Annotated in this window: 10 protein-coding genes; 4 read left to right on the forward strand and 6 right to left on the reverse strand. The window is 40.7% G+C overall.

Annotated elements, in window-relative coordinates; genetic code table 11:
- Positions 1-5 precede the first annotated feature (5 nt).
- The 4 genes from LQ201_RS04255 to mraZ are packed head-to-tail and all read right to left on the reverse strand — an operon-like array spanning position 6 to position 3,879.
- Positions 6-2,108 carry a penicillin-binding protein gene (locus tag LQ201_RS04255; protein WP_230145496.1) on the reverse strand — a complete coding sequence of 701 codons (2,103 nt, stop codon included), beginning with the start codon at positions 2,106-2,108 and terminating at the stop codon, positions 6-8.
- Positions 2,098-2,520 (reverse strand): FtsL-like putative cell division protein, encoded by a 423-nt coding sequence (locus LQ201_RS04260; protein ID WP_108199761.1) that lies wholly within the window; start codon positions 2,518-2,520, stop codon positions 2,098-2,100. The genes LQ201_RS04255 and LQ201_RS04260 overlap by 11 nt, the downstream gene beginning before the upstream one ends.
- The gene (rsmH, locus tag LQ201_RS04265) at positions 2,517-3,422 is read right to left on the reverse strand and encodes a 16S rRNA (cytosine(1402)-N(4))-methyltransferase RsmH (protein ID WP_230145497.1); all 906 of its coding nucleotides are present in this window, start codon (positions 3,420-3,422) and stop codon (positions 2,517-2,519) included. The genes LQ201_RS04260 and rsmH overlap by 4 nt, the downstream gene beginning before the upstream one ends.
- A complete protein-coding gene (mraZ, locus tag LQ201_RS04270; RefSeq protein ID WP_230145498.1) occupies positions 3,412-3,879 on the reverse strand; it encodes a division/cell wall cluster transcriptional repressor MraZ in 468 nt (155 codons plus the stop codon). The genes rsmH and mraZ overlap by 11 nt, the downstream gene beginning before the upstream one ends.
- Positions 3,880-4,332: 453 nt before the next feature.
- On the opposite strand from mraZ, the gene LQ201_RS25630 reads away from it, so the two are divergent.
- Both LQ201_RS25630 and LQ201_RS25635 read left to right on the forward strand, forming a co-directional pair.
- On the forward strand, positions 4,333-5,415 hold the full coding sequence (locus tag LQ201_RS25630) for a beta-N-acetylhexosaminidase (RefSeq protein WP_253074027.1): 1,083 nt from the start codon (positions 4,333-4,335) through the stop codon (positions 5,413-5,415).
- A complete protein-coding gene (locus LQ201_RS25635; protein WP_253074028.1) occupies positions 5,412-6,371 on the forward strand; it encodes a family 20 glycosylhydrolase in 960 nt (319 codons plus the stop codon). Before LQ201_RS25630 ends, LQ201_RS25635 begins: the two co-directional genes overlap by 4 nt.
- Positions 6,372-6,487: 116 nt before the next feature.
- Here LQ201_RS25635 and LQ201_RS04280 read toward each other — a convergent pair whose 3' ends face one another.
- On the reverse strand, positions 6,488-7,285 hold the full coding sequence (locus LQ201_RS04280) for a hypothetical protein (RefSeq protein ID WP_230145499.1): 798 nt from the start codon (positions 7,283-7,285) through the stop codon (positions 6,488-6,490).
- Positions 7,286-7,373: 88 nt separating this feature from the next.
- Between LQ201_RS04280 and LQ201_RS04285 the strand changes: the two genes are divergently transcribed.
- Entirely contained in the window at positions 7,374-8,945 is a 1,572-nt protein-coding gene (locus LQ201_RS04285; protein ID WP_230145500.1) for a PepSY domain-containing protein, read from the forward strand.
- 234 nt (positions 8,946-9,179) lie between these two features.
- Here LQ201_RS04285 and LQ201_RS04290 read toward each other — a convergent pair whose 3' ends face one another.
- Positions 9,180-10,166, reverse strand: coding sequence for a DUF1080 domain-containing protein (locus LQ201_RS04290; protein ID WP_230145501.1), 987 nt, complete (start codon positions 10,164-10,166; stop codon positions 9,180-9,182).
- A 468-nt stretch (positions 10,167-10,634) separates the two neighbouring features.
- Here LQ201_RS04290 and LQ201_RS04295 point away from each other — a divergent pair, with 468 nt between their 5' ends.
- A complete protein-coding gene (locus tag LQ201_RS04295) occupies positions 10,635-13,796 on the forward strand; it encodes a SusC/RagA family TonB-linked outer membrane protein (protein WP_230145502.1) in 3,162 nt (1,053 codons plus the stop codon).
- Positions 13,797-13,798: the final 2 nt, after the last annotated feature.

The raw sequence follows: 13,798 nt of genomic DNA on the forward strand, positions 1-13,798 counted from the left end.
ACACCTTAATTCAGCTCTATCTGTACACCCAATCCTTTACCCACCTTTGTTCCGGCGATGATGGATTGACTGACCACTTTTCCAGAACCCGAGACCTTTGTTTTCAAGCCCGCATTCCCTAAAAGGTATAATGCATCTTTCAGTCCCATCCCCGTCACATTTGGCATCACACCTTTACGCTCGTTATTTTCCTGAAAAACTGTTCCTGCACTGGTATCTATAATATTGTAATACTCAGATTTTGAAGCAAAAAGTGGTTTAAAACCAAATGCTTTATACACTTTCTGAGTTGCTTTACTCTGTCCTGCTTTTGTTGGCGGATTACCTGTATTACCTACCAAACGGGTCGGCACATCGTTATACATCTGCATATCGCTGGCATAAATACGGTCGGCGATTTCCCTGAATACAGGTCCTGAAACCAATGCTCCGTAATAAGCACCCTTTGGATCGTTAATTACCACGATCATCGAATATTTTGGCTTATTAGCAGGAAAATAACCCACAAAAGAAGCCTGATATTGCTTATTTGCCTTATAACCTTTGTTTGCATCAGCCACCTGTGCGGTACCTGTTTTACCTGCGATCGGATATAACGGATTATAAACAATCTGCTTTCCGCTACCCTCTGTCACCACCCCTTCAAGCATTTTTTTGATCTTGCTTAAGGTAACATCAGAACAGATTTTATCATTAATTACTCGTGCTTTAAACTGTTCAATTGGATTACCCAGCCTTCTGATCTCTTTTACAAAAATTGGCGCTACCATTTTTCCATTGTTAGCCACCGCATTATACAACGACAACATTTTAAGTGGCGTTAGCTGCATCTCATAACCATAAGCCATTTGCGGCAAGGTCATATTTTTGTTCCAACTTTTATTGGTTTTTGGATTCTTTACCGCTGGCATGGCTTCCCCAGGAATCTGCAAACCCATCTTTTCATTTAAACGCCAATCATATAAATGATCAGTAAACTTTTTAGGGTTAGCACCATATTTACTGTTGATCAGATATGCAATCGCTGCATTTGATGATTGTTCAAATGCTTTTTTAACAGTTACCACACCTATACTTCCGTGAGAATCTTTAATTGTATGGCCAGGGATTTTATAGGTACCCGTTCCAACCATGGTATTGGTATCAACCAATTCATCCTCCAGCAAAGCCATGTACGAGGCTAATTTAAAGGTGGATCCCGGATCCTGGTTACCTGCAATGGCATAGTTAAATTTCTCTTTATACACCCCCTCCTCTACTTTAGAGAAATTCGCTACCGCCCGGATTTCGCCCGTGGCCACTTCCATCACAATCACTGCACCATGATCAGCCTGCGATTTGATCAACTGTTTTTCTAAAGCACTCTGCGCCAGATCCTGCATATTGATATCGATAGTCGAAATAATATCAGCCCCGTCTTTTGGCGCCACTTCAGCCTCCTCATTTACCGGGATATAAACCCCACCGGCAATTCGCTGCATTAATCTTTTTCCGGTTTCACCATTGATATATTCTTTATAGGCGCCCTCTAAACCCACACCGTTTTTAACATTTTCGTTTTTATACCCAATGGTACGGGCAGCCAAAGCCTGAAAAGGAAGGATACGTTTGTTCTGCTGAACAGCAATTAAACCGCCACTAAACTTACCGATGTTATATAAGGGAAAAGTCCTGATGGTTTTAAGATCGGCATAACTTACTTTTCGGTGAATCAGTAAATAGCGCGAGCTGTCCTGGCGGCCTTTACGCAGGTATCGAGCATATTCCTTAGCTGTTTTATCCTGAAAGAGCTGGGCTAATTTATAACCCAGCGAATCTACTTTTTCATCAAATACATCTTTATCAGCAATTCCGCCGGCGAACATATCCATACGCAGTTCGTATTCCGGTATCGAAGTAGCCAGTAAACTACCATCGTTAGAATAAATATTCCCACGGGTAGCCTCTACATTTACATATCGTGTAGAAAGGCTATCTGCCATAGCTTTCCATTTTTTCCCTTGCACAAACTGCACCTGACCGAGGCGTAAAAACACCGCGAAAGCAAAAAGCACAATTAAGCCAAATGCCAGATATACACGAAGCAAGATGTTTGCTCTAATATTCATCGCTTTTAACAATTATTTTTTTTGGTGGTTCAATCAGTTCTTTTATCCCAAGGGTATCTACCTTTTTGGCAACCTCTGTCAGTTTACTTTTGAACATCAGGTCGGCCTTAAGGGATTTATACTCCCATCTTAATTCTTTTACTTCTTTATTTAATTTATCAATCCGGCGAACATTGTTTACTGCAAAATGACTGTTAGCAATGTAAATCATTCCCAAAAGCGCCAGAAAACACAAATAAGGCAAAGCATCAGTTGCCGCCTCTTTACTTACTAATCCATCATTAAAAAGCTTGCTGATAAATGAATTGCTATCCATTTTTTCTTCAGCAGTTTTTGGCCTTTTGGGCGCAGCTTTTAACTCTGGTTCAGGCCCAACTTCTTCCTCTTCTATCTCTTCCCTAAACCTGTTCATATCTTTTCTGCAATTCTTAGTTTCGCACTGCGGGCCCTATTGTTTTGAGCAATCTCCTCATCAGTGGCTATTATCGCTTTGCGTGTAATGACATTAAATGGCTTTTGCTGATTTCCAAAAAAATCCTTTTCTACCTCACCCTGAAATTTACCTTTCGCCATAAAGTTTTTAACCGGCCTATCTTCTAAAGAATGATAAGACATGACCACTAAATGACCGCCAGGCTTCAATACATCAGCAGCCTGCAGCAAAAAATCTTCAAGCACCTGAATTTCAGCATTCACCTCTATGCGCAACGCCTGAAACACCTGCGCCAGATATTTATTCTCTTTTCCTTTCGGGATATAACCAGCAATTGCCGACTTCAAACTATCGATATCGCTAAATGGCTGCTCTAAACGCGAAGTCACGATGGCACGCGCCAGCGATTTAGCATTCTTCACTTCTCCATAAATCCCAAAGATTTTATGCAGCTTATCCTCTGTATAGGTGTTCAATATTTCGGCAGCCGTTAAATCACGATGCTGATCCATACGCATATCCAGATCGGCATTATGACGGATAGAAAAGCCACGTTGCGGCACATCGAACTGATGCGAGGAAACCCCAAGATCAGCCAGAATACCATCAACCTGCTTAAAACCTTTTAAGCGGAGATTGTTTTTTAAAAAACCAAAGTTCTGGTCGATAAAAATAAAGCGATCGTCAGCAGGAACATTCGCCTGGGCATCAGGATCCTGATCGAATGCGATCAATCTTCCTTTCGGTCCAAGATGTTTCAAAATCTCTCTCGAATGACCACCGCCACCAAAGGTTACATCAACATAAACACCATCAGGTTTAATATTCAAGCCATCAATACAAGGCTGCAACATTACAGGAATATGGTAATTATTCGCCATCTGCCCCTCCTTTCTTATCGCCCATTACTTTTTGAGCAAGGCTTGCAAAATTGGCCGGAACATCATCAAAAATATCTTCGTATGCTTTTTTATCCCACACCTCGATACGATCCAACTGGCAGGCCAGAACAAGATCACTACCGATACCCGCATATTCTACCAAAGATTTCGGCAAAAGCACACGGCCGGCAGCATCAAGCGAAAGCTCGGTTGCTCCACGCGTAAAAGCCCGCACAAAGGCCCTGTTTTCCTGATCGTAAATATTAAGCTTGGCAAGATCGGCCACAACAGCATCCCATACATTTTTAGGATAGATCACCAGGTTTTTCTCAAAACCGCGATTAATGATCAACCCTTCTTTCTCAGATTCAGGCAATTGTTTCTTAAGCGCAGCAGGTACCATAAGGCGGCCCTTTGCGTCAAGTTTACAATCGAATTCTCCTAAAAGTTGGGTCATAGTGGTATCTACACTTTATATCTAGTGTAAAAGTAAATAGTTCTACCACTTTTTACCACTTTTTACCACAAAAAAGTTTTCCACATCTCTTTTGTTACAATAATGGCCTCACAATATAGTTAGAATAAGACTATCAGCGCAAGCAAAAAACCATTAACAACTGATAATAAGCAGATTAAAAACATAATATTAAAAAGTGTCACGTTTGCCCAATTTTTCCCATAAAATTTAAATAACGCTAAAAATGAGTGTCTTAATAACTAATAATGGGAGCTAAAAGGCATAGATTTTATTCATAAGCCGCTACTCACATTCAAAGAATAATTCAACAGTATCAGCTCAAAAAGAGCGCGATAGAAATAAAAATTACGCAAACGTTTGAGCGCTATTTAAATTTTCTTTATCGGTTGTTTATCTCTAATTTGGAAATGCAACCAACACATAAACTTATAAATGATAACCAGATCCTCAAAAATTTCTTTGGTATTAGCCATCGTCAGTTCAACCTGCACTGCACAGGTAGTATTTAAAAGCAACCTTGCGCTTAACAATATTATCCCTAAACCATTGTCAATAAGCAGGGCCGATGGCAAATTTGAATTAAAATCAAACACTACATTTTATTACAGCAAAGATGCACTGGCACCGATAGGCGTGTTTACTGAATTATTAAAAAACAGCACAGGTATAAAATTTAAAACGGTTCCTTTAAAACAAGAAAAGCAGGGAATCCTTTTTATTTTATCAGACACACTCAACAGTCTTGGCGATGAGGGTTACAAAATAAAGATCAGCCCACAATCGATCAGTGTTTATGCAAAAACAGGAGCAGGTATTTTTAATGCCACACAAACTTTAAGGCAGCTGTTACCTGCAGATATTGAAAGTAAAACACGCAACAACAAAATAAACTGGAGCATTCCCTGTGGTGAAATTACCGACAAACCACGCTACAGCTGGCGTGGGTACATGCAGGATGTTAGCCGCACTTTTTACGACGTAGATGTAATGAAGAAATATATGGATGTGATGGCACTCTATAAGTTAAATGTGCTACACCTTCATTTAACAGATGATCAGGGTTGGAGGATCGAAATCAAGAAATATCCCAAACTTACTTCTACAAAAACAACGGTTTTTGATCCAAGCACAAAACAACCTGCTGAAAGAAGTGGTTTTTACACCCAGGATCAGATCCGTGAACTGGTTAAATATGCCACAGCGCGCAATATCACCGTTATTCCCGAAATTGATGTTCCCGGACATTCATGGCCAACAATACTTGCCTACCCTGAACTTGGCGTAAACCAAAACCGTAAACCCGATTATATATTTCCATTTTTAGATTCCTGGTCACATTGGGGCAACCAATTTACCCCAAACACTTTAGATCCCACCAATGAAAAGGTCTACGAATTTTTGGATGGTGTATTTACCGAGCTGGCGCAGATATTCCCTGCAACATACATCCACTTTGGCGGTGATGAAGTGCGCCATGTTTATGGGAGAAAGAACCGCATGTACAACAGTTTATGAAAGAAAAATCGCTGAAGAACACCAACGAACTACAGAGTTATTTTGTAGGCAGAATATCTGCTATTATCAAAGAAAAGGGGAAAAAACCGATCGGGTGGAACGATATTTTGAGCGATGCAAAAAACCTGACCAAAGAAACCGCGATTATGTCGTGGTTGGGTGATGAGGCCATTGCCGATGCTGCAAAAAATGGCTTTTACGTAGTGGCTACTCCTACTGACCCGTTTTATTTCGACATTACCCAAGCCGACAGGAATGATGGCACGATGAGCGACCTGGCTTATGGCAACATCAATTCGCTGGAAAAAATATACAATTATGAACCGGAAACCGGACTAAGTGCTGAAGAAGGAAAGTTTATATTAGGTATACAGGCCAATCAGTGGACGGCCATTACTCAAGAACTAAAAGACATGAACGTCCAGAATTTCCCGAGGCTTTTGGCACTTGCAGAGACGGGTTGGATCCCGAAGGGAGAACGTAATCTGAACAATTTCAAAGATCGCCTTGTCATTAACAGGAATCGCCTTAATGCGTTAAAAATTGACTATTATAAACCGGGGGGATACATTACAGGCAAATGGGAACCTGTACAATTAAGCAATGATTACCAGAACATTGAATGGGATGTAAGCAAAAAAACCTATGCCAATGGACGGATCATTGCGGGCTTTTACTATACAAGCGGGGCCAATTTTATGCAGATTAAAAAAGTAGAGCTGTTAGAGAACGGAAAAATCGTGGCTCTGGATGAGCATATCGGAACAGCCGATAAATTTAGGGGAACGCATAAAACGAAAAGTTTTTTGTACCATTTACAATTGAACAACTATAATCCGAAAGCAAAATACATACTAAGGGCAAGTGTAAAAGGAATTAACGGGATCGACAGCAAAGGAAACTTCACTTATAACTTAAATCCTTTTGATCGGTTGAATGTAGTTGAACCAAAATAATATTTGAGGTTAGAAGCACTTTTCGTTCAATTGACCGAAAAGTGCTTTCAATTATTTGGCTGAGTTAGTTTTTATATTACTCAGTCTTTTCAAGATCAAAATCAGAAACATTTAATTTAATATCCCCCTGCAATATCTCTGTTTAAGCTGATAGCCGTTTTTCGTTCTCCGCTGACAATTGGATATAGTTTCCATTTATTATTATCAACCTGTTCCAGTTGCCAGCTATTTGCAGGATCTGCCAGCTGCATTTTTACACTTCGGGGAAAGGCATTGGCAGCTCTTGCATTTTCCCAGGTTCTTATTACTTTGAAAATGGGATTTTTCTGCGGACAGCTTTCAACATCTTTTTGGCTTACTTTCAAACTATATGTTGTACCAACACCTACAGAAATCGCCTGTATATGTTCATATTCTTCAACCTTTGATTTGGCATTTATGGGGAAGTTCACGCCCATACCCACCGGAAAATAATTGGCGTAACATACGTCGCGAAGGTCTTTTCCCTGACTGGTCGTGCTGCCCCATTCGCGGATTTCGGCATCATACAGATTTTTTCCACCACCAACATTCCAAATGCTTTGATAGTGCCATGAACCTTCGGATAAGGTAGCACCCGTGAAACGGATATAAGGAACACCCAACTGCGCTGCTTTTTCGAACATTTTACCAAAAAAACGTTTAGCCGAATAATAACCGTGGCCATTATTGAACAAAAACTCCTGTCCATCAAAGTCATAATAAGCAAGGCCGTTAATTTTACAGATTTCAGCAAAGTGTTCGGCTATTTTGTCCTGAAGTTGCATATTGAGAATAAGCCCGTCATAACCATAATTAACCGTTACCTGAAGTTTGTAAATAGCATCTCCGTCCGATGGAGATAAAATTTTATTTAAATCATTATTTAGACTCATTAAAAATAATTTGGATAAAAGCAATTAAAACGATTTCTTTGTAGGCATAAACCAATCAATACTGCATGAGGGAATGCAACGCTCAAAAATGAAATCAGAACAGAATCCTAAAAATCTAAACTGGGCAAAACACCAGAAACGGTGGTTTGGCAAATGGCATCTTTATGTTGGTATTATTGCAGGAGCAATTGTAGCTTTTGTAGGTGTTACCGGTAGTATTTTGGTTTTTCAAGATGAGATTGACCGTGCGCTGAACCCTAACCTGTTCGATGTAATTGCAAAGAAACAAAAAATGCCCATTGAGGATATTGTGCCCTTGATCAGAAAAAACTATCCGGATCTAAAAATAGATTACCTGATGCTCAACAACTTCAAAAACCCCAATGAAGCTTACAGCGTTCTGAATTTAAAAAGTGGCGGAGAAACTTTTATTAATCCATATACTGGAAAAACAACGGGTAAAAGAATACACACCAGTTCTTTTATCCATGTAGTTACCGAACTTCACCGAACATTACTGATTCCAGTTGCCGGGCGTTATATCTGCGGACTGGCTTCCCTCTGCCTTTTGATTTTAACCATTTCTGGCCTGCGTTTATGGATCCCTAAGAAATGGAAACAGCTAAAATCAGCGCTTACTGTAAGATTTAGCGGCTCGTTTAAGCGGCAAAATTACGATTGGCACAATTCACTCGGCTTTTACTCCTCTCCCATCGTGGCCATACTCAGCCTTACCGGTTTTTCGATTACTTTTTCTACGCTTGTTATTCCACTGTTATTTGTGCTTAGCGGGAAATCTCCTCAGGGGGTAGCTGCGTTATTGGGTGCAAAATCTGCATGGCATGCACAAGCTGTACCTCTTCCCCTTAAACAGATTGTTGCCGCAGCTAAAGAAAAAATGCCTAATGGTTATATTGGTGGGATTGCTTTTCCGGCTGACAAAACGGGAACTTATCGTTTGGATGTAGTGAGCGGAAACCTACCTAGCGTTGGAAAAAGAGAAATGCTTATTGTTGATCAATATACGGGAAAAGTGCTATTGAACAGCCGGAAGGATTTCCCTAATGTTGGCAATGCTTATCTTAGCTGGTTAACACCAATCCACTATGGAAGCTTTGGCGGCAGGCCAACACAGATTATCGCCATCATTGCCGGATTAATGCCACTTGCCTTATTTATTACTGGTTTTATTATCTGGTGGCCACGTTATAAGAAACAAAAGAAAGGCAAAAAACGGAAAACAAATGAAGCAGCTTTACATGAGGCATTGGAAAACCCTACTGTTGAAAAAGAATTAAAACCAGCGAAAACAACAACACCGCTTCCGAAACTGGGCAAGTACTTTCTCTTACAGTTTAAATCGGGATTAAAATATGCTTCGATTATTCTTCCGATCAGTTTTATGATGGGTGCACTCTATGGCCTTCCTTCAGGAATTGTTATCCAGCCAGCCATTTTTGTAGTGGCTTTTAGCTGCGTAATGGTTTGTTTAAATTTTATATGCGCATTGTTGTCAGAAATATTCAATATTCTTTTTCTACTTCCCTTCCGGAAAGGCAGTCATAAGGTAACCCGCTATTTTGCCTTATCGACAGCATTTTTGGTGTGTTATCTGACAGTTTATATTGTTCTGCTCAATACTGGTCTGGAAGTCTTCTAAGTTACTGGCACCCTGCCTAAGGTTTGATGTTACCATCCGATTGATAACTCAAAATTTGTTAATTCTTATCGTGTCAGATGGTAACATCTGACACCACTGATAAAATAAAAAGGGCCTGCACCATAGATTAAAATCACCATGATACAGACCCGGATATTACTGTTATTTCTTTTTCAATACGAAGCATAATCACTGCAAACAACACCTCGGTACAGCCTCTCCTATAAAAGATAATTATTTCGCCGGTGTAATAACGATTTTCCGGTATTCGATCGGTTCATGATCTCCCTGAAGATAAATAGGCCCGGGTTCTCCCTCATTGCTATCCAACGCACCTCCGGTAATACCCGGAATTTCCTGGTTACTGATGATGGTTTTGCCATTGGCTACCACTGTTACCAAACGGCCAACAAGGGTAATATCGTAGCTCTGCCATTCACCGGCCCCGAGTGTAACCATTTCATTGGCTGTTAAAAATCCATAAACACCACCGAATAGCACACTGTTAGGATGTGCATCCTTTTTGCTGTCCTCAATCTGCACCTCGTAACGGCCCCTTAAGTATACCCCACTGTTTCCGCCTTTGGCGTATTTGAATTCTACATGAAGTTTAAAATCATTATACTTCTGTTCAGAGATCAGATTTGAACCCGCTTTCGGACTGGTTAAAATACCGTTTTTAACTATCCATTGGTTAGGTCCATTGGTTTTCCAGCCAGACAGATCCTTGCCATTGAACAAATTGACAGGTTTGCCCCAAACTGGTGCTGTCGTTCTTTTAAGATAAGGTGCCTTAACGCCTTTCCAGTTATATTGTTTACCATCGCAATTGGTCATTGTTCCCTGGATCCCTGCATCGCCCACGGTGCCGTCGATAACTAAATTCGAAGAACCGCTTTCCCATTGTGGCGGGATTTCGAACCTGAATTTTCCATTATCAAACTTCACTTCCGATACCGGACGCGCACTACCGGCGGTAGATACAAAGTACCCCACTAAAGTTTTATACCCAGATAGTTTAACTTCCATCCAGGCAGGCGCCGGTTTTCCGTTTACGTCAACGGTAATGTCCCAACGGCCAATCAATGCTGCAGGCTCAACAGCCAACCGAACGTAATCAGCGCTAACTGGTTTTGAGGCAAATGTTGTTCCGGGTAAACCTGCAATCAACAGGCAACCTAATCCAAGCAGATGGATTTTTTTTCTTATATAGTAATTCATTTTTTAAGCAGCTCTTGTTTTTATATTTAACCGTTATCAGCTCTTTACTGAGATAATTCCAGAAAGGTAGAACTTATTTCTTTTACGTGCAAGTGTGGGTTATACACAGCCTTTCAGGTCAAAATGCCTCCATTCAGACTGGCTTTGATAAATTGGCAAAAGCGGAGATTTTTCAATTTATTTTCTTCAGTTTGTTACATTGTATCAGGTTTTTTACTAATTTACACTTACCAAATTAAATATCGGAAGATCAACCAAACAACGAACAACCAATCGTCTAAACCCTTCAGAATACATTAAACAAAGGCAAGAACCAAATAATATAACATGAACCACTAGATGTTATGTTAGTTGCTGTATAAGTTCAATGTCTTTTGTTCAGGAGAAAAACGACGGCCTTGTTGCAGAAGTACAGGAAGAGCGTCGAAAATTTAATTGGTATTAACCTAAACTAAACTGAAAAAATGTATGAAAATGAGGAACATTCATTCCACAAGCTGTGCGCTGGAAATAACATTTCCTAGCACAGTCAGAGGCCTCCGGAAACTAGCACTCCTAGCCGTTACTGCACTTGGCCTGCAAAATGCAGTTAAAGCTGAAGCCGGGCCAACAAACAAAAACCTATTCCCAAACCCTTCCGAGATCCTAAAGTACCCGATTAATGTGAATCAGAAAATGGCTAAAACCATTACTGGACTGGTAACCGACGAGACTGGACTTCCTCTTCCCGGAGCCACGATTGTCGCCAAAGGAACCACTGCTAAAACGGTTACCGGTAGCGATGGAAAGTTTACATTAAACGTTCCGGACAACGTGACAACATTGGTCGTTTCCTATATCGGCATGGATGCTCAGGAAGTAAACATCAGCGGCCTGACCAATGTAACAGTAAAATTAAAACCTTCCGGTAATGCAAACCTAACAGAGGTCGTAGTTACCGCTTTAGGCGTAAAACGGGAGAAACGAGCGCTAACCTTTGCCGCTCAACAACTGGCAGGTACAGAACTTACAAAAGCCGGAAGCCCTAATTTTATGGAGGCTTTAAGCGGTAAGGCAGCCGGTATCGATATCGGCATCAGTAACTCCGGCGTGGGTGGTTCAACAAAAACAGTATTAAGGGGTTCAAAATCAATTACAGGAAACAGCGAAGCACTTTTCGTAATCGACGGGGTACCTGTAGTAAATAATAAAGGTGGTCAGCCCGGGTCTTATGGTGGCACCGATGGAGGCGATGGACTTTCAGCATTAAATCAGGATGATTTTGAGTCCGTTACTATTCTAAGGGGCGCTAACGGATCTATTTTATATGGTAGCCAGGGCGCTAATGGTGTAATATTGATCAACACCAAAAAAGGCCAGAACGGTAAAATTGCCATCGCCTTAAATTCAACAATAAATTTTAGCAACGCGGCAACATTGCCCGAGTTTCAATTTGACTATGGCGCGGTAGCCGGCAGCGATTACAGTTGGTCTAAAACAAAAGGAAGTTACCAAAATAACTACATTGAGGATTTTTTCCAGACCGGCGTCAACACCATTAACTCCGTATCCGTATCTGGTGGAAATGAAAGAACAACCGCTTATTTTTCATATGGAAACAATAACGCATCAGGCATTGTACCCACTAGTACTTACAACAAACACAATGTTACCTTCAGTCAGGAAACAAAATTATTTGACGATAAACTTACATTAAGTGGAAATGTAAGGTTCTCTTATGAAAAGTCAAAGAACCGCCCCGGTGCTGGTTATTATAATAATCCCTTAACAGGCTTATACCTGTTTGCGCGGGAAAGAAATTTTGATGATTATAAAACCAATTACCAGATTTTCAGTACTACGCGGAATCTGTATACCCAGAACTGGTATTCTACTGAAGAAAAACAGAACAACCCATATTGGGAATTAAATAATGACCCAAAACTTTCTACCAGCAACAGGGTGATTGCTACAGCAAAAGCATCATATGCATTCTTACCGCATTTCAAATTTGATGTACGCGGTAACATTGATTATAATGATAGACTATTGGATTATCGTTATGCTGCCGGCGGTAATTCGGTAAGCGTAAGTCCAAACGGTACGTGGAATTATGCCAAGTACAATGACAAGGCCTTATATAGCGACGCCATTTTAAGTTATGACAACACTTTTGGTAAGTTTAGCTTAAATAGCGTATTGGGAGCGAGTATCCAGGATTACACCTTTAATGACGGAATGACCTTTGCTAACGGTACGGTACCGCTCCAGTACCCAAACTTTTTTAGTTTCGCAAACCTGCCCTATAATCTGGTCATCAATCAGACTTACAGCAGAATCCAAAAACAAGGTGTATTCGCCAATGCCTCTTTAGGTTTCAAAGACATGATCTATATCGACTTGTCTGGCCGTAATGACTGGGCATCTACACTGGCAACAACCGGAAACGATTCCTATTTTTACTATTCAGGAGGTTTATCTGCAATAATAAGCCAAATGGTAACCATGCCTAAAGAAATCAATTTCTTAAAATTAAGAGCATCAACATCACAGGTTGGAAATGAGGTACCTTATAACATTGTTAACCCAGGTAACACCATAGGTGGTGCAGGTGGTCCCAGCGGTATAGGCGGGATTACCAGAAATACGCAAACGCCGTTTGCAACCCTGGTACCTGAAAAAATAACCAGTAATGAAATCGGTTTAGAAGGCCGCTTTTTAAATGATAGGTTAAGCCTTGATTTTACTTATTACAAAAACAACAGCACCAACCAATTTCTATCATTACCAGCCCCTTCGGGTTCTGGCTACACCTTTTACTATGTAAATGCAGGTAAGGTGACCAACCAGGGCTTTGAGCTGACATTAGGTGGAGATCCGGTAAAAGGTGAAAATTTTAGGTGGAACACATCAGTAAACCTATCGCGGAACAGAAATAAAATTGTTGAGCTGATTGCCGATAATCCCGGTTATCAGGTAGGTAGCGATAGCGAAGGTTTTAATTCGATCATTAAGGCAGGCGGGTCTTTCAACGACTTATATATTTTCAAATTTGCACGTAACGCTGCCGGTCAGATTATTTTAGATGCTGCAGGAAAACCAACTAAGGCTGCAACACAGGAGTATGTTGGAAATTTAAATCCAAACTTCATCACTGGTTGGAATAACACCTTCACCTATAAAAACCTGACTTTAAGTGCTTTGGTAACGGCTAAGTTTGGTGGGGTAGCTTTCTCTAAAACTGAGGCTTTTCTCGATTCGTACGGCGTAAGCAAAAGAACAGGTGACGCACGCGATGCTGGAACTATTCCAATCAATGCCATTCAGGGCAATGCTCCTCAAACATCGATTGATCCGGCACTTTACTACTCGGTAATAGGCGATAGAAACGGAATTATGGAACCTTATGTATTCTCGCGTACCAATGTCCGCTTAGCACAGGTATCACTGGCTTATAATCTGCCGGTTAAAGGTTCAGCCATTAAATCGGCATCGGTATCGCTGATCGCACGTAACCTGTTTTTCTTCTATAAGAAAGCACCTTTCGATCCAGAGCAGGCAATGAGCACAAACAACAGCATGCAGGCTAACGATGTTTTTGCGGTACCTGGAACACGTTCTTACGGGCTAAATCTTAAGTTAAACTTCTAATA

Source organism: Pedobacter sp. Bi126 (assembly GCF_918698245.1).
Lineage (GTDB): Bacteria > Bacteroidota > Bacteroidia > Sphingobacteriales > Sphingobacteriaceae > Pedobacter.